Below are 20,935 nucleotides of genomic sequence, written 5' to 3' on the forward strand. Positions count from 1 at the left end.
GCGGTTAAGACGTCTCGGCGGAAGATGGCGTCAGTTCGGCGCAATCCATCCCTCCGAGGCGAAGAACGCGCCGATATTGGTGGCGACCTTCTTGGCGAGGTTCACCCCGTCCTGGCCGAGGCTCGACCGCTGCCGCTTGACCGTGCCAATGGCGGCGCCGGCGACGGCGGTGGCGACGTGACCCGCTGCGGCCCCCGCGGCACCCAGCGCGAGGCCCGGGGTGCGGCCGCTATTGGCGTCCGCGCTATAGCTCTGGAGCGGATGTGCCTGGCCATCCGGGCCGATTTGCAGCACGGAGGCGCTGCCATAGACGGCGCTCTTGCCGGCGCCGAAGCCAATCACCGCCCGACGCGCGGAATTGCCGGCATCGACCCGCAGGATCTGCCCTTCGATCAGCACGTCGCCGGGGCGGGGCGTGGCGCTGCCGGCGGGGACCGCGAGCAGCCCCATCTTGTTGACGGCCGAGATGAGGGTCTCGCTGATCGCCTGCTGCACCTCCGCGGCCAGCGCCTGCCGGGCGGCGGCGGGGTCGGGCGAGGAATTTTCGAGCGCGTCCAGCTTCGCCTTCATCCCCGAATCGAGCTGGATGTTGGTCGGATCGACGGTGAAATCATAGACGAAGACGGTCTGCGGCCGCGGCAGCTGAGCACCGCCCTGGCTCGGGGGGGCCACGTAATTCGCCGTCTGTTGGGCGGAATGTCCGGCGCAGCCGGCAAGCGCGGTAAGGCTGGCCAAAGCCAGCGGTAGGACGAAGCGCGCGCGGCGCGGCAAAAAGCGGAAGATTTCGTTCATGATCAGACCCTTCTGAAGGTCCGCCACCAGACCATGGCGCGCCTTCGCCGTCGATGTCCTTTCCTGGTGGTAACGTCCGGTCTCGGCCCCGGGGTGGTGCCGCCGCGCCTAAAGGTTTAACGCCTGCTGGCATCATTCCTTCCAGGACGGCTGCCATGGACGATTTCAGCGCGACGCAGAATCTCACTCCGGAACAGGCGGTGGCGCGCCTCGAATTCAACTACGACCACGCCTGCGGCGTGCTGCGCGAGGCCCTGGCGCGCTTCGCGAAGACGGGCATCGCCCCGACGGCGGCGGAACGCCGCCATTTCCGCTATCCCCGGCTCGACCTGACGTGGCGGCCGACCGGCCCCACCCCCTTCACCACGCGGGCCTGGGCCAAGGTGCAGACCCCCGGCGTCTATTCCACGACCATCACCCAGCCGGGCTTCTTCCGCGGCTATCTTCTGGAACAGCTCGAGCCGCTGGTGCGCGACTACGGCGTCTCGCTCTCCGTCCATGTCAGCGATCTCGAAATTCCGTACCCCTACGTCACCGAAGGGGGCGACGAGTTCGTCCACGGCGCGGTGGAGGTCGCGGAACTCGCCCGCATCTTCCCGACGCCCCGCCTCTCCTCGGTGGGGGACGAGGTGGCCGACGGCCTGTGGCATTTCGATCCGGGCCAGCCGCGTCCGCTCGCCCTCTTCGACGCGGTGCGGACGGACTTTTCGCTCAAGCGGCTGCAGCACTACACCGGCACCAATTGGCGGACGCTCCAGCCCTGGATTCTGCTGACGAACTATCAGCGCTATGTGGATGGCTTCGTCCGCTATGGCCTCGCCGAATTGCAGCGGGAGGGCTCGCCCTATGTCGCCCTGCATCTGCCGGGCGGCGTGTCGATCGGGCGGGACGTGGGCGCGGAGGAGGCGGCTGCCATCGCGGCCCGCGCGCCGTGGCAGAGCTTCCAGATGCCGGCCTATAGCCTGGAACGGGCGGACGGGCAGGGCGGCACCACCATCGTCAACATCGGTGTCGGCCCGTCCAATGCGAAGAACATCACGGACCATCTCGCCGTGCTGCGCCCGAATTGCTGGCTGATGATCGGCCATTGCGGCGGGCTGCGGCAGAGCCAGGTGATCGGTGATTACGTGCTCGCCCACGGCTATCTGCGGCGGGATCGGATTCTCGACGACATCCTGCCGCCGGAAGTGCCGGTGCCGGCCCTCGCCGAGGTGCAACTCGCGCTGCAGGAAGCGGCGGCACGGGTCACCGGGGACCGCGGCGATGCGCTGAAGCGGCGGCTCCGCACCGGCACGGTCGTGACCTATGACGACCGCAACTGGGAGCTTCGCTGGTCGCACGAACGGCGGCGGATCAACCTCAGCCGCGCCATCGCGGTGGACATGGAAAGCGGCACGCTGGCGGCCCAGGGCTACCGGCTGCGCGTGCCCTACGGCACGCTGCTCTGTATTTCGGACAAGCCGCTGCACGGCGAGATCAAGTTGCCGGGTGCGGCGACCTCTTTCTATCAGCGAGCGGTGGGTGAGCATCTGGCGATCGGTCTCGAGACCATCGACCTGCTGCGCGGGCAGCTCCATTCCCTGCATTCCCGGAAGCTCCGAGCCTTCGACGAGCCGGTCTTCCGCTGAAACGGGTGGGGGAGGGCATGCCCTCCCCCACGGGCGCCATCAGCGCCAGTAGTAATGCGGCGGCGGCGGGGGCGGCGGGCCGCCCGGGCCACCATAATAGCCGTGATGGTGCCATCCGTAGCCGCCGTAGGGGTAGTAACAACCACCGAGCGACAGCGCGACGAGCGCACCGGCGGCAAGGCGGAACAGCGTCGTTCGGCTCATGCTGAAAACCTCCCAGTCATCGTTAGGAAGATGGGGAGGGGCCCCGGCCGGGCCAGGGCCGAAACCTGACGGAAACAAGGTCTTCTGTTACAAAGGATAACCGGCCAGGAGCTGCCGGGCGACCTCCGCGTCCGTCACGATCTGCTGGCGCAGCGCGTCAAAGCTCGGGAATTTCTGCTCGCCCCGGATGAAGCTGTGGAGCGCGACGCCGATCTCCTGGTCATACAGATCGCCGTCAAAGTCGAAGAGATTGACCTCGAGCCGGCTTTCCACCGCGTCGGAGACGGTCGGACGCAGGCCGATGTTCGCAACGCCGCGCCGCAGGCTGCCGTCGGGCAGACGCACCGTCACCGCATAGACGCCCCGGGCCGGTTCCAGATGCCGGCCGAGCGGCAGGTTTGCCGTCGGGAAGCCGATGGTCCGCCCCCGCTTGTCGCCATGGGCGACCGTGCCGCGGATCGTCCAGGGGCGCCCGAGCAGGGCATTGGCCCGTTCGGGATAGCCGTCCTGCAGCAGCCGGCGGATGCGGCTCGAGGAAATCGGCCCGGAGGTATCGGCGAGCGCCGGGGCGATGGATAGGCCGATGCCGAGCGCCTCCGCCTGCGTCGCGAGAAAGCTCACGTCGCCGCCGCGCCGATGGCCGAAGGCGAAATCGGCCCCACAGACGAGGTGGCTCGCCCCCAGCCGCTGATGCAGCACGCCATGCACGAAGTGTTCGGCGGGCTGCTGGCTGAAGGCATGGTCGAAGCGCAGCACGAAGAGAAAGCCGACCTGTAGGTCGCCGAGCGCCGCCGCCTTCTCGGTCAGCAGCGTCAGCCGAAAGGGCGGGTCGTCGGGGCGGAAGAATTCGCGGGGATGGGGCTCGAAGGTGAGCACGGCGAGGGGCGCGCCCGGCCGGGCCGCATGGGCGGTGCGCACGACGGCCGCGTGGCCGAGGTGGACGCCGTCGAAATTGCCGAGGGCGACGGTCGCGCCCCGCGCCTCGGGGGGGACCGGGTCGTCGGCTTCGATGATCTGAATGCTCATGGCTCCGACTTGCCGCATGAGGCGGCCCTGTCAAGCGCGGGGGTGGGCACGGCGCCAGGTCTCCATCAGCTGGGCGGTGTCCACCGCCGTGTAGCGCTGGGTGGTCGAGAGGCTGGCATGGCCGAGCAGTTCCTGGATCGCCCGCAGGTCGGCGCCCTGAGCCAGCAGATGGGTCGCGAAGGAATGGCGCAGCGCATGCGGCGTCGCGTGTTCCGGCAAGCCGTTCAGGCGCCGGAAGTCGCGCAGTGCCTTCTGCGCGATGGCGGGGTCCAGCCGTTTGCCGCGCGCGCCGAGGAAGAGGGGCGCGTCCGGTTCCGGCTGCCAGTGCAGGGCGATCCAGCGCGCCATCAGCTGGCGCGCGATGCCGAGGACGGGGACGATGCGCGTCTTGCCGCCCTTGCCCGTCACCCGCAGCGGCGCATCGCTGCCGGGCAGCGGCGCATCGGCGCGGTTCAGCCCGAGAGCCTCGGAAATGCGCAGGCCGCAGCCATAGAGCAGGGTGAAGAGGGCGGTGTCGCGCGCCTGGATCGCCGCCTGGTCCGAGATTTCGCCGATCTCGACGGCGACGGCCTGGGCGGCTTCGACACTCAGGGCGCGGGGCGCCGGCTTGCGGGCGCGCGGGGTCGCGACGAGGCTGATCGCCGCATTGGCGATGCCGTGGGTGCGCTCGACATAGCGCAGGAAGGCGCGCACGGCGGCGAGCTTCTTGGCGCGCGTCGCATTGCCGCGGCCCGCGGCCGCTTCCTCGGCGAGCCAGGCGCGAAAATCGGCGGCGGTGAGGGCGGCGAGCGCCGCCGCATCGGGTTCGGCGCCGAGATGGCGGGTGAGGAAGCCGAGAAAGCCCGCGACATCCGGCCCATAGGTTTCGAGCGTCAGCTTGGCCGCGCGCCGCTCTCCCCCCAGCCAGCCGAGCCATTCCTGCCGCAGCGCCTCGGCCTGCATTCCCGTCTCCGCTCTCCCTGCGTCGCTTACCTCTAGCCCTCGGCGCCGCGCTGTGCGAGGGGCGAAGCATGGACGAGACCGAGCTGGATCTGAGAGGCGGATCGGCGGAGGACCCTGGCGCGCCGGCGCTGGGCGGGAAGGGGGCGCGCGTCTCCGTGCTGCTGCCGGTGCCGCTGGCGGGCGTGCTCGACTATCGGCTGCCGCCGGGTGTGGCGGCCGAACCCGGTACCATCGTCGAGGCGCCCCTGCACGGCCGCATGCTGCATGGCGTGGTCTGGGACGCACCGGCCTCCTCCACCCTGCCGCTCGGCCGTCTGAAGGTCGCGCAGCCGGTGCCCGATCTGCCCCGCCTCCAGCCCGGTCTGCGCCGGCTCGTCGATTGGGTGGCGAACTATACGCTGTCGCCCCCAGGCGAGGTGCTGGCCATGGCGATCCGCACGCCGCTGCTCGCGGCGCCGGCGCCGCGCGTCCAGCAGGGATTTCGCCTGGGTGAGAGCGGGCCCGAGGGGCGGGAGCGTACGCCCGCCCGCCTCCGCGTGCTGGAGGTGCTGGCCGACGGCCGGGCGCGAAGCGCCGGCGATCTCGCGACCGAAGCGGGGGTCGGCGCCGCCGTCATCCGCGCCATGGCGGAGCGCGGCTGGCTGCGGGCGGAGACCCTCGCTCCGAAAGCCGATTTCGCGCGACCCGACCCCGATCATTACGGCGCGCCGCAGTTGTCCGCGGATCAGGCGGCGGCGGCGGCGGCGCTCGTCGCGGGGGTGCGGGCGCGGCAGTTCGCCGTCACGCTGCTCGAAGGCGTCACCGGCTCCGGCAAGACCGAGACCTATCTGGAAGCGGTTGCCGAAGCGATCCGCGAAGGCCGCCAGAGCCTCATCCTGCTGCCCGAAATCGCCCTCTCCGCCCAGTGGCTGGAACGCTTCGCGCGGCGCTTCGGGGTGCCCCCCGCCGTCTGGCATTCGGAACTCTCGCCTGGGCTGCGCCGCCGCACCTGGCGCGCGGTCGCCGCCGGGGAGGCCCTGGTCGTCGTCGGCGCGCGCTCGGCGCTCTTTCTCCCCTTCGCCGATCTCGGCCTTATCATCGTGGACGAGGAGCATGAGAGCGCCTTCAAGCAGGAGGAGGGGGTGATCTATCACGCGCGGGACATGGCGGTGGTCCGTGCCCGGCTGGAGAGCCTGCCCATCGCCCTGGTCTCGGCGACGCCGAGCCTCGAGACCCTGACCAATGCCGAGGCCGGGCGCTACGGCAAGCTCGTCCTCTCCGCCCGCCATGGTGGGGCAGCGCTGCCGCAGGTCGCGGCCATCGACCTGCGCCTGCATTCGCCGGAGCGCGGCAAGTTCATCGCGCCCCCCTTGGTCCAGGCCATCACCGAGACGCTGGCGCGGGGCGAGCAGGCGATGCTCTTCCTCAACCGGCGCGGCTACGCGCCGCTCACCCTCTGCCGCCATTGCGGGCATCGTTTCGCCTGCCCGCATTGCACCGCCTGGCTGGTGGAGCATCGCCGCAAGCGCATCCTGCAATGTCACCACTGCGGCCACGTGGCGCCCGTGCCGGAGGCTTGCCCGGCTTGCGAGACGGAGGACAGCCTGACGGCGGTCGGCCCCGGCGTGGAGCGGATCACCGAAGAGGCGACCGCGCTTTTCCCCGAGGCGCGGCGCCTGGTGATGGCGAGCGACACCATCGCCGGGCCCGAGGCCGCGGCGCATGCCGCGCAGAAGATCATGGACCGCGCCGTCGATCTCGTGATCGGCACGCAGATCGTCGCCAAGGGCTGGCACTTCCCGCATCTGACGCTGGTGGGCGTGATCGACGCCGATCTCGGCCTCGCGGGCGGGGATTTGCGCGCGGGCGAACGCACGCTGCAACTGCTGCATCAGGTTGCCGGCCGTGCCGGCCGCGCGGAAGCGCCGGGCCATGTCCTGCTGCAAAGCTTCTCGCCCGAGCATCCCGTGCTGCAGGCCCTCGTCTCGGGCGACATCGCGGCCTTCATGGAGGCGGAAGCCGACAACCGCCGGCCGGGCCACTGGCCGCCCTTTGGCCGCTTGGCGGCCCTGATCGTCTTCGGCGAGGATCTGGCGGAGACCGAGCGGACGGCGGCCGCACTCGGCCGCGCGGCGCCGCAGGGCGAAGGGATCGAGGTTCTAGGGCCGGCGCCCGCTCCGCTCGCCATGCTGCGCGGCCGGCACCGGCGCCGCCTGCTGCTCCGCACCCGGCGGGACATCGCGGTGCAGCCGATTCTCCGCGCCTGGCTCGCGGAGGTGGCGGTTCCACGCGGCGTGCGTGTTGATATCGATGTCGATCCGGTCAGCTTCATGTAACGGCCGGGGCGGGCCGCCGGTCAAAATCGTGAGGTCGACCCATGCAGAAGGTGCAAAAGCCACCGAACCTCCGTTGCTTCGACGCAACCCCTATGATAGTTCGGCGCCATTGATGACATTGTACGTAGGCGTCTCGGGAAAACGTTTCTCGGACAAACGTCGCGGGAACGTCTCGACAACTGATGACGGGTAGGACACGTGGCCTCGGGCGCCGGTAATCAATCGTTGAACCAGATCCTCGCGGGGCGTTACGCCGCCGCTCTCTACGACCATGCGGAGGAGATGGGGTGGCTTGACCGCGTTATCGAAGAGATGGACGCGCTGGGCCGCCTGATCGACGAAAGCGCCGAATTCCGCGCTTTCCTCGCCAATCCGCTGATCGACGTGGCCGAGGGCACGAAGGCCGTCCGGGCCATCCTGCAGGAGCAGGGCTTCGGCAGCATCGTGCAGAATTTCGTGGGTGTGATCTCGCGCAACCGCCGCCTGTTTTTCCTGCGCACGATCGTCCGCGCCTTCGCGGCCCTCGTGGACAAGAAGCGGGGCGTCGTCCGCGCCGAAGTGATCTCGGCCCATCCGCTGACGGACCTCCAGTCCACCCAATTGCGTGCGCGCCTCACCGAACTCGGCTATGGCCGCGTTCAGATCGACGAACAGGTCGATCCGAGCCTGCTCGGCGGCCTCGTCGTCAAGCTCGGCGCCCGCCTCTACGACACCAGCCTCAAGTCGCGCCTCCAGCGACTGCAATACGCGATGAAGGGAGCAGCCTGATATGGAGATCCGCCCGGCAGAGATCTCGGAGATCCTGAAGAAGCAGATCGCCAGCTTCGACTCCGACGCCAATGTGACCGAGACCGGTCAGGTGTTGAGCGTCGGTGACGGCATCGCCCAGGTTTTCGGGCTGCAGAACGTCATGGCAGGCGAACTGGTCGAATTCCCTGGCGCCGGCCTCAAGGGCATGGCGCTCAACCTGACGGAAGACAGCGTCGGCGTCGTCATCTTCGGCGAAGACAGCGGCATCCGCGAGGGTGACACGGTCGTCCGCACCGGCGACATCGTGGACGTGCCGGTCGGCAAGCAGCTGCTCGGCCGCGTGGTCGACGGTCTCGGCAACCCGATCGACGGCAAGGGCCCGATCGGCGCCACCGAGCGCCGCCGCGCCGAAGTGAAGGCCCCGGGCATCATTCCGCGCAAGTCCGTGCACGAGCCGATGCAGACCGGCATCAAGGCGATCGACGCCCTGATCCCGATCGGCCGTGGCCAGCGCGAGCTGATCATCGGTGACCGCCAGACCGGCAAGACCGCCGTGATCCTGGACACCTTCATAAATCAGAAGACCATCAACGCGGGTGATGACGAGAGCCGCAAGCTCTACTGCATCTACGTCGCGATCGGTCAGAAGCGCTCCACCGTCGCCCAGCTCGTGCGCACGCTCGAGGAATACGGCGCGATGGAATACTCCATCGTGGTCGCGGCCACCGCCTCCGACCCGGCGCCGATGCAGTTCCTCGCGCCCTATACCGCCTGCGCCATGGGTGAGTATTTCCGCGACAACGGCATGCACGCGCTGATCGCCTATGACGATCTCTCGAAGCAGGCGGTCGCCTATCGCCAGATGTCCCTGCTGCTGCGCCGCCCGCCGGGCCGCGAGGCCTTCCCGGGTGACGTCTTCTATCTGCACTCCCGCCTGCTCGAGCGTGCGGCGAAGATGTCCGACGCCATGGGTGCGGGCAGCCTGACGGCGCTGCCGGTGATCGAAACCCAGGCGGGTGACGTTTCGGCCTATATCCCGACGAACGTGATCTCCATCACCGACGGCCAGATCTTCCTTGAGACGGACCTCTTCTTCAAAGGCGTCCGCCCGGCTGTGAACGTCGGCATCAGCGTCTCGCGCGTCGGCTCCGCTGCGCAGATCAAGGCGATGAAGCAGGTCGCGGGCAAGATCAAGCTCGACCTCGCCCAGTATCGCGAGATGCAGGCCTTCAGCCAGTTCGCCTCCGACCTCGACGCCTCGACCCAGCAGCTGCTGGCCCGTGGCGCGCGCCTCACCGAGCTTCTGAAGCAGCCGCAGTTCCATCCGCTGGCGGTCGAAGAGCAGGCGGTGGTGATTTTCGCCGGTGTCCGTGGTCTGCTGGACCGCGTGCCGGTGAACAAGATCGTCGAGTTCGAGCGCCGCTTCGTGAACGACCTCAAGAGCCGCGAACCCGGCATCCTCGAGTCGATCCGCACCAATCGCGAGATCAAGAAGGAAGTCGACGAGCAGCTGACGGCCTTCATCAAGAAGCTCGTCGACGAATTCGTGGCTTAAGGCTGGCGGAACCCATCAATCATGCCGAGCCTGAAGCCACTTCGCACCCGGATCAACAGCGTCAAGTCGACGCAGAAGATCACCAGCGCCATGAAGATGGTCGCGGCCTCCAAGCTGCGCCGCGCCCAGGCGCAGGCCGAAGCGGCGCAGCCCTATGCCGACCGCATGGAGCGCATGCTCCGTGCCCTGGCCGCCAGCATGGCGGACCAGCCGGCGGGCAGCGCCCCCGTGCTGCTGGCCGGCACCGGGCGGGACCAGAAGCATCTGGTCGTCTCCGTCACGGCCGATCGCGGCCTGGCGGGCGGGTTCAACGTCAACTCCGCCCGCATGGCCCGCAACCTCGTCCGCCGTCTGATGGGCGAGGGCAAGCAGGTGAAGATCCTCGCCATCGGCCGCAAGGGCCGCGACTATCTGCGCCGTGAATTCGGCAGCCAGATGATCGACAACCCGATGCCCGGCGGCCGCAAGCGGCCGGAATTCGCCGATGCCGAACTCGTCTCGGGCGTCATCCAGGAGATGCTGGCGCGCGGCGAAGTCGATGCCGTGACCATGGTCTACAGCCACTTCCAGGGCGTGATGTCCCAGGTGCCGACGGAAGTTCGCCTGGTGCCCATGGCCTCGGAAGAGCCGTCTTCGACCGCGAAGGACAGCGACCGCGCGTCCTACGAGTTCGAGCCGGACGAGGATGAGATTCTCAGCCGCTTGCTGCCGCGGGCGCTCAGCATCCAGCTCTACCGGGCGATGCTCGACAACGAGGCGGGCTTCTTCGCGGCGCAGATGACCGCGATGGACGGCGCGACCCGCAATGCGGGCGACATGATCAAGCGCCTGACCTTGAACTACAACCGCGCCCGCCAGGCGAACATCACGTCTGAGCTGGTCGAAATCATCTCCGGCGCGGAAGCCGTTTAAGCAGCGCACAGAGCAGGATACGAAAATGGCAAACAATTCTGTCGGTCGCGTCACGCAGGTTCTGGGCGCAGTCGTGGACGTGCAGTTCGAAGGCGAGCTTCCCTTCATCTACAACGCGCTGACCACCAAGGTCGGCGATCGCACGCTGGTTTTGGAAGTGGCGCAGGAGCTGGGCGAGCACACCGTCCGCACCATCGCCATGGACACGACCGACGGTCTCGTCCGCGGCCAGGAAGTGACCGACACCGGCACGGCAATCGCAATGCCCGTGGGTCCCGGCACGCTCGGCCGCATCCTCAACGTCATCGGCGAGCCGATCGACGAGCGGGGCGAGGTTCCGGCGGTGCGCACCATGCCGATCCATCGCGAAGCCCCGGATTTCGAGGACCAGGCGGCGAATGCCGAAATCCTCGTCACCGGCATCAAGGTCGTCGACCTGCTGGCGCCCTATCTGAAGGGCGGCAAGATCGGCCTCTTCGGCGGCGCGGGCGTGGGCAAGACCGTGCTCATCCAGGAACTCATCAACAACATCGCGAAGGAGCACGGCGGCGTGTCGGTCTTCGCGGGCGTCGGTGAGCGCACGCGCGAAGGCAACGACCTCTATCACGAGATGATCGACGCCGGCGTCATCAAGACCGAAGGCGAAGGCTCCAAGGTGGCGCTGGTCTATGGCCAGATGAACGAGCCGCCGGGTGCGCGCATGCGCGTCGCCCTCTCCGGCCTCACCATCGCGGAATACTTCCGCGACGACGAAGGCCAGGACGTGCTGTTCTTCGTGGACAATATCTTCCGCTTCACCCAGGCGGGCGCCGAGGTGTCGGCGCTGCTCGGACGCATTCCCTCGGCGGTGGGCTATCAGCCGACGCTGGCCACCGACATGGGCGCGCTGCAGGAGCGCATCACCTCCACCAAGAAGGGGTCCATCACCTCGGTGCAGGCGATCTACGTGCCGGCGGACGACTTGACCGACCCGGCGCCGGCCACCTCCTTCGCCCATCTTGACGCGACCACGGTGCTGTCCCGCTCCATCGCCGAGCAGGGCATCTACCCGGCGGTCGATCCGCTCGACTCCACCTCGCGCTCGCTCGATCCGCGGATCGTGGGCGAGGAGCACTACCAGGTGGCGCGCGACGTCCAGAAGATCCTGCAGACCTACAAGTCCCTGCAGGACATCATCGCCATTCTCGGCATGGACGAGCTTTCGGAAGACGACAAGCTGGTCGTCGCCCGCGCCCGCAAGATCCAGCGCTTCCTCAGCCAGCCCTTCCACGTCGCCGAAGTCTTCACCGGCTCGCCGGGCGTGTTTGTGCAGGTCGCCGACACCATCAAGGGCTTCAAGGAAATCGTCGCCGGCAAGTATGACGATCTGCCGGAAGGCGCCTTCTACATGGTCGGCACCATCGAGGAGGCCATCAAGAAGGCCGAGTCGATGCGTGAGAAGGCCTGATCGGTCTTAAGGTAAGGATAGACAGGTGCCCGTCTCCCTCGAGATCGTCAGCCCCGAGAAGCTGCTCGTCTCCCAGTCCGTGGACATGGTCGTGATCCCCGGTTCGGAAGGCGACATCGGTGTGCTGCAGGAGCATAGCCCGATGATCACCCTGCTGCGCGGCGGCGAGGTGATCCTCTATGAGGGCGACCGCGTGACGGCCCGCTATTTCGTGACCGGCGGCTTCGCCGAAATCACCGAAGAGCGGGTGACGGTGCTGGCCGACACGGCCGAGCCCTCCTCCAGCCTGAGCCAGGCCGAAGGCGAGCGCCAGCTCGCCGAAGCCAATCGCGCGCTGAGCGAGGCGGAGCGCGCCGGCCAGGTCGATCAGCTGGTGCCGCTGATGGAGAAGGTTCAGGTCGCGCAGGCGATCGTGGACGTGACCTCGGCCCCGACCTGACACCCGGTCAGAAGACGAATGAAAAGGGCGGTCTCCATGTGAGACCGCCCTTTTCATTGGGACGCGCTCAGAAATGGGCGAGGGCCGCGATCCGTGCGCCGAGGGCGATGAAGACGGCGCCCATCACGCGTTCGATCCGGTGGCGCAACCGGCCGTAGAGGGCCTGCACCGCGCTACGTGAAAAGACGGTCGCAACTGCCGAATACCAAAGGAATTCCTGGGTGACGACGAGGGCGAGCGCAGCCCCGCGCAGCCAGAGTGGCGCCTGTGCCGGAAGCAGGGTCACGAAGATGCCGCCGTAGAAGAAGACGATCTTGGGGTTGCTGAGGCTGAGCCACAGGCCGCGGCGGAAGGCCTGGCCGCCCGCCACGTCCGGTGCCGTCGCGCGCATCTCGGCCGATGGGTCGTCGCGCCAGGCGGCGAGACCGAGGGCGATGAGATAGACGGCTCCAATCAGCTGGATTGCCGCATAGAGCACGGGGAAGCGCGCGAGCAGCCCGGCGACGCCGGCGGTCGCCGCCACCGCCCAGAGGGCCGCCGCCGTCGCGACGCCCATGGCGGTCGCAAAGGCGGTCGGGCGTGGCCGGCTCGCCGCCGTGCGGCTGACGAGGAGGAAGGCGGGCCCGGGGGAGACCATGGCGAGCCCCTGGGCGAGGGAGATTTCGGCGAGCGTCAGCAGCGCGGCGGTCATGGGTTTCCTCCCATTTTGCCCGCGAGACTATTCCTTCTTCGCCGGTCGGCCAACCCGCTACCCGCGGACCAGCGACAGCAGCAAGGCTTCCAGGCTGCGGGACTGCGCGCGCGCGTCGAAGGCACCCTGCGCGAGGGCGCGCGCGGCGGTGCCGAGGCCGATGCGCCGGCAGGGTGCCCCCATCAACTCGGCAATGGCGTCCGCCAGTGGTTCCGCCTGGCCGGCCGGCACGATCTCGCCGGTGCGGCCGGGCAGGATGGCACCCTCCACGCCGGCCTGATCGGTGCTGAGCACCGGCAGGCTCTGGGCCATGGCCTCTACCACCACGCTCGGCAGGCCCTCCGCGTCGCCGTCCGCTGCCCGCACGCTGGGCACGACGAGCAGCGCCGCCTGCCGCATCAACGCCGCGACCGCCTCGGGCGTCTGCCAGCCGAGGAAGCGCAAGCGGGTCAGGCCGGCCGCCGCATCGCGAAGGGCGGCCGCCTCCGGCCCATCGCCGACGATCAGCGTCTCCGGCTCCCGCCCTTCGGCGCGCAGGATCTGCAGGGCCCGGATGAGCACTGGCAGTCCCTTCTTGGGAACGAAACGGCCGACGAAGAGGAGAGGGCCTTCGGCGCGCGGCGGGGGCACGTCGGGCGGAATGTCGGTGCCGATCGGATGCACCACCAGCTTTGCCGGGGGAAAGCCGCGCTGCAGCAGCTTCTGCCGCACGCTTTCGGAGACGCAGATGAAAAGCCGCGCCTCTGCCTGAAGGCTGGCCAGCCGGCGGGCGAAGACGCCCTGGGTGAGGCCGGTGCGGTAGTGCTTGTCCTTATGCGCATCGCCGCCATGGAAGGTGACCGCCAGCGGCAGGCCGAGGCTCCGCGCAAGGGGCAGGGCCAGCGCGCCGCCGCGGCCGAATTGGGCATGGATCAGCACCGGCTGCTGCGCAGCGAGGGCCGCCCGGTCCGGCACTAGCCCGAAATCTCGGAAGGCAGCGCGCGCGACATCCCCCAAGGGTCCGGCGCCGCCGAGCCGGTGGGTGACCAGCCCCATGTCATCCGCGACCGGCGTCACCCGCCGCCCAACCCAGAGCGGTGCCAGACGCGAGAAGCCGAGATATTGCCGGCGCATGAAGGACCGTTCCGAGGCCGGCAGGATAACGTCCCGATAGACGAGAAAACGGGCGCTCATACCGGCAAGGTCAGGGTGACGCGCGCCCCGCCTTCCGGCCGATTGCCAAGGATGAGATCCCCGCCATGGGCGCGGGCGATGTCGCGCGCGATGGCGAGGCCGAGGCCCACGCCACCTGTTTGCCGGTTGCGGCTGGTTTCCATCCGCTGGAAGGGCTGGAGCAGCCGCGCCATGTGCTCTGCCGGGATGCCGGGCCCTTCGTCGCAGACCTCGATCCGCAGCGTGCCGCCGGCCTTCTCCGGCGGCTGCATGCGCACCTGGGCGCAGTGGCCGTATTTGATGGCGTTGCTGACGATGTTGGTCAGCGCCCGCTTGAAGGCCTGCGGCCGAACGCGGACGGTCCAGTGGTCGGGCCCCTCGTAGCGCAGCCGGTCGGCGATTTCGGGCGCGGCATCGCCGGCCTCGTCCAGCACCGTGCGCAAGAGCTCTGCCAGATCGATGGGAGAGACGGGCTCGTTCGGGCTCGCGATGCGGCCGAAGGCGATGGTGGCGGAGACCATCGCCTCCATCTCGTCGAGATCGGCCAGCATCTTCGCGCGCTGCTCGTCGTCTTCCATGAACTCGGCGCGCAGCCGCATGCGCGTGATGGGCGTGCGCAGATCATGGCCGATCGCGGTGAGCAACAGCGTGCGGTCGCCGACGAAGCGGCGGATGCGCCCGGCCATGGTGTTGAAGGCGCGGGCCGCGGCGGCGATCTCCGCGGGCCCGTCTTCGGGCAGGGGCGGGGCATTCACGTCCCGCCCGAGCGCTTCCGCGGCGGCGGCCAGCGTGCGCACCGGCGCGGTGAGGCGGCGGACCGCCCAGAGGGTGAGGGCCGCGGCCAGCACCGTCATCAGGATAAAGGCGATGAGGAATTCCGTGCCCTGCAGGGAGCCGGGGCTGGGCAGCAGGCTCGAAATCACCAGCCACCGGCCGTCCGGCATTTGCAGCGCCGTGTATTCGTGCCGGGTCTCGGGGTTGAAGCCGAAATTGACCGCCTGCGGCCGCAACTCCGGAGGCATGGGGAAGTTGTCCATGTTCAGGAGGATCGCGTGCCGGATGGGCGGCGGCGTCGGCAGCAGGTTCTGGAAGAGACTGCCCGTGTCGTTGACGAGACGGACGGAGAAATGCGGCGGCAGCACGATCTTCTGCAGGCGCGCCTCGCGATGCTCGGGCAGCACCTCCACGAGGTCGCGGTAGATGCCCATGAGCCGGAAGCTGAAGACACGCACCGCGGCGAGACGGACGAGATCGTTGCGGTCGAGCGTGTGAATGCCGAGCCCGATGGTCTGGACGACGCCGAGGCCCACGATCAGCACCAGCGCCGTTCGCGCGGCAAGGGTGCGCGGCCATAGTCTGATCCGCCCCAGCCAGCTCTTGCCGGGCGGGCCTTGCGGCCGCGACACGCGGCCTGCCGACGTCACGTTCGTTCGACCGTTGCGGCCAGCACGTAGCCGCCACCGCGCACCGTCTTGATCAGCTGGGCGCCGCCCCCCTGGTCATCCAGCTTGCGCCGCAGACGGCTGACCGCGACGTCGATCGCGCGGTCGAAGGGTCCGGCCTGCCGTCCGCGCAGCAGGTCGAGCAGCATGTCGCGTGTCAGCACGCGGTTCGCGCGTTCGAGGAGCGCGAAGAGCAGGTCGTATTCGCCGCCGGTCAAAGGCACTTCCACTCCGTCGGGGTTGAGCAGCCGGCGACGGGCGGGCTCCAGCGTCCAGCCGGCGAAGCGCAGCGGGCGTGCGGTCCGATCCCCATTGGTCGCGCTGCCCTGCGTATCCGTCGCGCGCCGCATGATCGCACGGATGCGGGCCAGAAGCTCGCGGGGATTGAAGGGCTTGGCGATGTAGTCGTCGGCGCCGAGTTCGAGGCCGATGATGCGGTCCGTATCCTCGCCCATGGCGCTCAGCATGACGATGGCGACGTCTTCCTGGTCGCGCAGCCAGCGCGCGAGATCGAGGCCGCCTTCGCCGGGCAGCATGAGGTCGAGCACCACGAGCTGGAAGGCGCCGCGCGTCCAGGCGCGGCGGGCTTCGCGCGCGTCGCGCACGGCCGTCACGCGAAAGCCGTTCTTCTCCATGAAGCGGGTGAGAAGCTCGCGGATTTCGTGGTCGTCATCGACGACGAGAAGGTGCGGACGGATATCCATGCGCAGAAGATAAGCGAATCATAACGGATCGTGCAGATGTCTTGCGGCGTTGTTGCACTTTGTCGCGTACCGGTCCTGTGCCCGTCACACAGGCAGGGCAGGGTGCGGGTGTTGCGATAACCAGAAAGGACATTCCGATGGGACGCATCACCACAGCGGCAATCATTACCCTGGCCCTGGCCGGCGCCACGGTGCAGAGCTTCGCGGGCGACCTGCCCAAGACGGACCCGGCGGCGAGCCAGCCCAAGGCGGGCGAGCCGATCGAGCAACTCCTGGCCGATGCCTCCGCCCCGGCGGCGCCGGATGCCGGTCCCGCGGCCGACGCGCCGCCGCCCATGGGGCAGATGCCCCCGCCTCCTCCCGGCATGGGTCCGGGCCCGCATGGCATGGAGGGGATGGGCATGCCCCCGCACCCCGGCATGCCGGGCCCCTTCATGGAGCACATGCGCCACATGGCGGCGACCTGGGGCCTGTTCTTCAATCAACCCGACAAGAAACTCAGCACGGGTGACGTACAGACCCTGGCTCAGGCGATCCTGCTGATCCACGGCAACCACAGCTGGAAGGTGGCGGACGTCGCTCCGGCGGCAGACGGCGCCATCACCTTCGCCTACACGACGGAGGATGGCGCCGTCATCGCGCGCTTCTCCGTCGATCCGCATAGCGGCCGCCTCAACCGCATCGGCTGAGGCCCTGAGCGAGACCCCGCCCGCCCCCCGCGGCGGGCGGGGCTTGATCATCGATGCACGAACCGGCGATAGAAGACGGAGACCGGGGGTGTATCGATGGCGAAGACGTCCAAGCCTGCTCGTCCTCGCACGGCGGCGGCCACCCGGCCCGCTCGGGCTCGGGCTGACGGCGGGCTGACCCTTCTCGACGGCGTCGCAACCCTCAGCGCGGATGATGGCGCGCTTTTCGCGGCCGGCGTCTACAACGTTCTGCTGGATGGCCATGCGCTGGCGCAGGTGTCGCTCGCCGCGCCCGCGGCTCAGCTGGCCTTTTCTCTTCCGCCCCATATCCTGCCGCAGCGCGTCGACCTGATCTCCCGCGAGACCGGGCGCAGCCTGCTGCCCGAACCCATCCAGCTGGACCGCGTGCTGGCGCTTCTGGTCGAGCGCGTGGCCCTCGAAAAGGCGAGCCTCGCCGTCTCGGCCACCATGGCGGGGCGCCCGGTCGCCTCGCTCGCCGTCGTCGCGGTGGACGAGGAGGGCCAGGTGCAGGCCGCAGGCCTCGCGCTGCCCGACGAGACGATGGAGGCGGGGCGGACGCGCTACAGCGCCATCCTGCCCCTGGTCACCCTTCTGCCCTTCGGCGAGCCGCGGCGCTTGACCGTGCATCTGAGCGGCGTGCGCGTGGAGCCTGCCATGGAGGCGACGGCTAAGGCCGCGGGGATCGCGGGCTATGTCGATCAGGTCTCGCAGACCCGGATCACGGGCTGGCTCGCCGATCTGCGCGACCCATCCCATCCCCTGACGCTTTCGGTCATGGCGGGGGAGCGCCTGGTCGCGACCGTGATGGCGAACAAGCTGAGGCCCGATCTGCAGGTGCATGGCTTGCCCGCCGCCTGCGGCTTCACCGTCCCCGGGGAGGTCGTGGGCCATCTGCGGGACGGTGAAACGCTCTCCATCCTGCTCGCCGGCACGACGACGCATCTCATCGGCAGCCCGCGCCGGCTCTCCGTCGCCGCCGACATCCGCGGCCTGTTCGACAACATCGACGGCAATCTCGCCTGCGGCTGGGTGATCGACATGCGGCGGCCGGACGAGCCCTGCACGGTAGAAGCGGTCTGCGACGGCCGCGTGGTGGGGGAGGCGGTGGCGAGTGGCCTGCGCCGCGACGTGCTGGAGGCAGGCATGCCGACGGCCCGCTGCGGCTTCCGCATCCCCTTCAACCAGCCACTGCACACGCTGTTCGACCGCGACATCACGGTGCGCATCAAGGGCACCGAAATCGTCCTCAACGGTGGTCCGCAGCAGCCCACCCTCAATCCCAACATCCGCCGCTATCTGCTGCCTGATCGCGGCATCGCCCCGCGCAGCCTCGAGCGTTTGCGGCGCCACATCAACCACGCCGCCCACGGGCAAGGGCTCTCCATCGTCATGCCGGTCTACAACACGCGGCGGGAATGGCTGATGGAAGCGCTGCGCAGCGTGTGCACCCAGTGGTGCGACGCCTGGGAGCTGATCTGCGTCGATGACTGTTCAACGGAACCGCAGGTGAAGCAGATCCTGGGCTGGTTCGCGCAGACCGACCGGCGCATCCGCGTCTTCAGCGCGCCGCGCAACCTCGGCATCGCCGGGGCTACCAGCCTCGGCATTCGCGAGGCACGGCATCCCTATGTGGCGCTCATGGACCATGACGACGTGCTGGAGCCCGATGCGGTGCATCACCTGCTCAAGACCGCGCGGGAGACGGGGGCGGACTTCATCTACAGCGACGAGGCGATCACCACCGAAGACAGTTCCGTGGTGCTGGACGTGCGCGCGCGCCCGGCTTTCTCGCACGACTATTACCTGTCGCATCCCTATTTCGTGCACATGCTGGCGCTGCGGACGGAGATTGCGCAACGGATCGGCGGCTTCGACGAGCGGCTCGCAATCTCGGCAGACGTGGATTTCGTCCTGCGCGTGATCGAGGAAAGCCGGGTGATCGCGCATGTGCCGCGCGTGCTCTACCGCTGGCGCACCCATGAAACGAGCACGGGCCATGCCAAGCAGGCGCAGGTGATGGACGCATCGGCCGCTGCCCTGCAGCGCCATCTCGACCGCCTGGAGACCGGTGCGCAGGCGAAACCGGCCGCCGAATTCAACCAGTTCGAAATCACCTGGCCCGATCCCGGCGGCCGCGTGCTCATCGTCATCCCGACGAAGGACGGGGTGGACGTGCTGCGCCAATGCATCGCCTCGATCGAACGCACGACGCCGGCGGAGGAGTATCGGCTCGTCGTCATCGACCATGAGTCGAAGCAGGCGCAGTCGAAGAAATACCTGGCGGAGGTGGCGCGGCGGCACAGGGTGATGCCGTACAAGGGCGTCTTCAACTACGCGCTGATGAACAACCGGGCGGTGCGGGAGGCAGGGCAGGGCGAACCCTTCGTCGTCTTCATGAACAACGACATCGAGGTGGTGGAGCCCGGCTGGCTTGAGCGCATGCGCTCCCTCGCGGCACGGCCGAAGACGGGCATCGTCGGCACCGCGCTGATGTACAGCGACAAGCGCGTGCAGCATGGCGGCGTCATCGTCGGCATCCACGATCTGGCCGACCACGCTCTGCGCTTCGAGCCGGTCTGGCAGGAGGACGGCAGCCGCACCCTGGGCTACAACGCGACGCTGCCCGCGGTGCGGGATTTCTCGGCCGTGACGGCGGCCTGCATGATGATGCGCCGCGCGGTCTTCGACGAAGTCGGCGGCTATGACGAGAAGTTCGTCGTGGGGTTCAACGACACTGATCTCTGTCTGCGGGTGGGCCGGGCCGGATACAAGATCATCTATGACGGCCGCACCGTGCTCTACCATCATGAGTCGGTGACGCGGAGCGCCAGCGGCGAGCTCAAGCACCCGCAGGACAATGCGCGCTTCAAGCGCCACTGGGCGGAGCTGCTGCGCCGGGGCGATCCCTATTACAACCCGATGCTCGAACTCTTCCTCTACGATCACCGGCTGCGTGCGGAGGAAGGCTGCGGCGACGCTTCGCCGCGCGTCGTCATCCGGACAGAGGCGGCCGGTGCCACGCAGCCGGCGCCTGCGAAGCGCCCGCGCCGGCGCAAGGTCGGGTCAGCGGAAGGCGTCGTCGCGGCGGAGTGAGGAGCGTGCGGCCTCGGCCTTCTCCTCCCGCTGCAGCATGTCGTGCGGCAGCATTTCCTGCCTTTCCGCCTCCTCTGCCGGGTGGTGGCGCCGCATGCGGTCGATCTGCGCGTTCAGTTCCGCCCCGAAGAGCACGACATAGGCGCTGACCCAGAACCACATCATGACGCCGACGGCGGCGCCCAGCGCGCCATAGGCCGCGCTGTAACTCGCGATGTTGCTGACGTAGAGCGAGAACAGCACGGAGACGAGCAGCCAGAGGACGGAGGCGGTGAGCGCGCCGGGCAGCACCGGCCCCACGCCGTTGGGGTGCGGGGCCGGGCCGAGCTTGTAGAACAGCATCAGCATGCCGAGGATGAAGACGAAGAGTCCGGCAAGGCCCGAAAGATGGGCGAGCTGCGCGGTGTATTTCGAGAGGCCGAGGGCGGAGAAGGCGGTGGGCAGACCCACCAGCACGCCGATGCCGAGCACCGCCGCCAGGATGGCGCCGAAGGTCATCACCATCGCCTGCGCCTGGAATTGCAGCACGCCCCTCGTCTCTTTGCGCCGATAGGCGAAGTTCAGCGCCCAGATGAGGGATTTGGTGCCGGAGGCGGCGGACCAGAAGGCGATCATCAGGCTGACGACCAGGCTGATGCTCAGACTGCCGCTGCGATTGCTCACCAATTCGTGCACGCGATCCGACAGGAGCTGATAGGCGGCGGGCGGCATGATCTGCCGCAGATAGGCGAGCTGCGGCTCCACCGTCACCGGATCGAAGACCATGCCGTAGATCGAGATCAGCATGGTCATGGCGGGAAAGAGCGCGAGCGTCGCGTAGAAGGCGCAGCCCGCGGCGTTGAGGGACATGTAGTCCGAGATCATGGCGAGCGTCGTATCGCGCAGCACCCGGCCGCGCGGAGTCTTCATCTGCTCCTTGATCTCGCGCTTCAGCGTGTCGTTGACGATCGGCATGAAGAGGTCCTTGCGCGCTCCTCGTTAGGGGCGGATGCGCCCTCCGATCAACCGCAAAGATAATCTTGGCTCTTCTCCCGCCATTCAAGCCGCCGCCCGCTTTGGGCTCAGTGCGTGGCTGAGGTGCTGCGCGATCAGAGCCGCGGGGCAATCGACACTTGCGGTCGGGGGGCGGGGGG

18 protein-coding genes are annotated in these 20,935 nt (G+C 68.6%); 9 read left to right on the plus strand and 9 right to left on the minus strand.

Annotated features, from left to right (window positions below; genetic code table 11):
* Positions 1 to 30 precede the first annotated feature (30 nt).
* Positions 31 to 792 carry a DUF4410 domain-containing protein gene (locus tag ACYQ6W_RS05145; RefSeq protein ID WP_459673959.1) on the minus strand — a complete coding sequence of 254 codons (762 nt, stop codon included), beginning with the start codon at positions 790 to 792 and terminating at the stop codon, positions 31 to 33.
* Positions 793 to 947: 155 nt separating this feature from the next.
* On the opposite strand from ACYQ6W_RS05145, the gene ACYQ6W_RS05150 reads away from it, so the two are divergent.
* Positions 948 to 2,420, plus strand: a complete 1,473-nt coding sequence (locus ACYQ6W_RS05150) for an AMP nucleosidase (protein ID WP_459673960.1) — start codon at positions 948 to 950, stop codon at positions 2,418 to 2,420.
* A 39-nt stretch (positions 2,421 to 2,459) separates the two neighbouring features.
* Here ACYQ6W_RS05150 and ACYQ6W_RS05155 read toward each other — a convergent pair whose 3' ends face one another.
* The 3 genes from ACYQ6W_RS05155 to ACYQ6W_RS05165 all read right to left on the minus strand — a co-directional run bounded on the left by ACYQ6W_RS05155 (position 2,460) and on the right by ACYQ6W_RS05165 (position 4,592).
* Positions 2,460 to 2,624 carry a hypothetical protein gene (locus ACYQ6W_RS05155; RefSeq protein ID WP_459673961.1) on the minus strand — a complete coding sequence of 55 codons (165 nt, stop codon included), beginning with the start codon at positions 2,622 to 2,624 and terminating at the stop codon, positions 2,460 to 2,462.
* Between the two features lie 87 nt (positions 2,625 to 2,711).
* Complete coding sequence (locus ACYQ6W_RS05160; protein ID WP_459673963.1) at positions 2,712 to 3,650, minus strand: bifunctional riboflavin kinase/FAD synthetase; 939 nt, start codon at positions 3,648 to 3,650, stop codon at positions 2,712 to 2,714.
* Between the two features lie 30 nt (positions 3,651 to 3,680).
* The gene (locus tag ACYQ6W_RS05165; RefSeq protein ID WP_459673965.1) at positions 3,681 to 4,592 is read right to left on the minus strand and encodes a tyrosine recombinase XerC; all 912 of its coding nucleotides are present in this window, start codon (positions 4,590 to 4,592) and stop codon (positions 3,681 to 3,683) included.
* A gap of 68 nt (positions 4,593 to 4,660) precedes the next feature.
* On the opposite strand from ACYQ6W_RS05165, the gene ACYQ6W_RS05170 reads away from it, so the two are divergent.
* The 6 genes from ACYQ6W_RS05170 (at position 4,661) to atpC (ending at position 12,010) form a co-directional block, all read left to right on the plus strand.
* On the plus strand, positions 4,661 to 6,907 hold the full coding sequence (locus ACYQ6W_RS05170) for a primosomal protein N' (RefSeq protein WP_459673967.1): 2,247 nt from the start codon (positions 4,661 to 4,663) through the stop codon (positions 6,905 to 6,907).
* Positions 6,908 to 7,132: 225 nt separating this feature from the next.
* Positions 7,133 to 7,675, plus strand: coding sequence for a F0F1 ATP synthase subunit delta (locus tag ACYQ6W_RS05175; protein WP_459673968.1), 543 nt, complete (start codon positions 7,133 to 7,135; stop codon positions 7,673 to 7,675).
* Position 7,676: 1 nt separating this feature from the next.
* Positions 7,677 to 9,212, plus strand: a complete 1,536-nt coding sequence (atpA, locus tag ACYQ6W_RS05180) for a F0F1 ATP synthase subunit alpha (protein ID WP_459673969.1) — start codon at positions 7,677 to 7,679, stop codon at positions 9,210 to 9,212.
* A gap of 21 nt (positions 9,213 to 9,233) precedes the next feature.
* A complete protein-coding gene (locus ACYQ6W_RS05185; protein WP_459673971.1) occupies positions 9,234 to 10,124 on the plus strand; it encodes a F0F1 ATP synthase subunit gamma in 891 nt (296 codons plus the stop codon).
* Positions 10,125 to 10,149: 25 nt separating this feature from the next.
* Positions 10,150 to 11,571 (plus strand): F0F1 ATP synthase subunit beta, encoded by a 1,422-nt coding sequence (gene atpD / locus ACYQ6W_RS05190; protein WP_459673972.1) that lies wholly within the window; start codon positions 10,150 to 10,152, stop codon positions 11,569 to 11,571.
* Positions 11,572 to 11,596: 25 nt separating this feature from the next.
* The gene (gene atpC / locus ACYQ6W_RS05195; RefSeq protein WP_459673973.1) at positions 11,597 to 12,010 is read left to right on the plus strand and encodes an ATP synthase F1 subunit epsilon; all 414 of its coding nucleotides are present in this window, start codon (positions 11,597 to 11,599) and stop codon (positions 12,008 to 12,010) included.
* A 67-nt stretch (positions 12,011 to 12,077) separates the two neighbouring features.
* On the opposite strand, the gene ACYQ6W_RS05200 is transcribed toward atpC, so the two are convergent.
* Genes ACYQ6W_RS05200 through ACYQ6W_RS05215 form a run of 4 tightly spaced genes read right to left on the minus strand, consistent with a single transcriptional unit; the run spans position 12,078 to position 15,999 of the window.
* A complete protein-coding gene (locus tag ACYQ6W_RS05200) occupies positions 12,078 to 12,701 on the minus strand; it encodes a LysE family transporter (RefSeq protein ID WP_459673974.1) in 624 nt (207 codons plus the stop codon).
* A 57-nt stretch (positions 12,702 to 12,758) separates the two neighbouring features.
* Positions 12,759 to 13,874 (minus strand): glycosyltransferase, encoded by a 1,116-nt coding sequence (locus ACYQ6W_RS05205; protein WP_459673975.1) that lies wholly within the window; start codon positions 13,872 to 13,874, stop codon positions 12,759 to 12,761.
* Complete coding sequence (locus ACYQ6W_RS05210; protein ID WP_459673977.1) at positions 13,871 to 15,259, minus strand: ATP-binding protein; 1,389 nt, start codon at positions 15,257 to 15,259, stop codon at positions 13,871 to 13,873. Before ACYQ6W_RS05210 ends, ACYQ6W_RS05205 begins: the two co-directional genes overlap by 4 nt.
* 14 nt (positions 15,260 to 15,273) lie before the next feature.
* Positions 15,274 to 15,999, minus strand: a complete 726-nt coding sequence (locus tag ACYQ6W_RS05215) for a response regulator (RefSeq protein WP_459673979.1) — start codon at positions 15,997 to 15,999, stop codon at positions 15,274 to 15,276.
* 137 nt (positions 16,000 to 16,136) lie between these two features.
* Between ACYQ6W_RS05215 and ACYQ6W_RS05220 the strand changes: the two genes are divergently transcribed.
* Positions 16,137 to 16,688, plus strand: coding sequence for a hypothetical protein (locus ACYQ6W_RS05220; protein WP_459673980.1), 552 nt, complete (start codon positions 16,137 to 16,139; stop codon positions 16,686 to 16,688).
* Between the two features lie 96 nt (positions 16,689 to 16,784).
* Positions 16,785 to 19,802 (plus strand): glycosyltransferase family 2 protein, encoded by a 3,018-nt coding sequence (locus ACYQ6W_RS05225; RefSeq protein WP_459673982.1) that lies wholly within the window; start codon positions 16,785 to 16,787, stop codon positions 19,800 to 19,802.
* On the opposite strand, the gene ACYQ6W_RS05230 is transcribed toward ACYQ6W_RS05225, so the two are convergent.
* On the minus strand, positions 19,773 to 20,756 hold the full coding sequence (locus tag ACYQ6W_RS05230; RefSeq protein ID WP_459673983.1) for a YihY/virulence factor BrkB family protein: 984 nt from the start codon (positions 20,754 to 20,756) through the stop codon (positions 19,773 to 19,775). The genes ACYQ6W_RS05225 and ACYQ6W_RS05230 overlap by 30 nt on opposite strands.
* Between the last annotated feature and the right edge of the window lie 179 nt (positions 20,757 to 20,935).

The organism is Acidisoma sp. 7E03 (genome assembly GCF_054665075.1).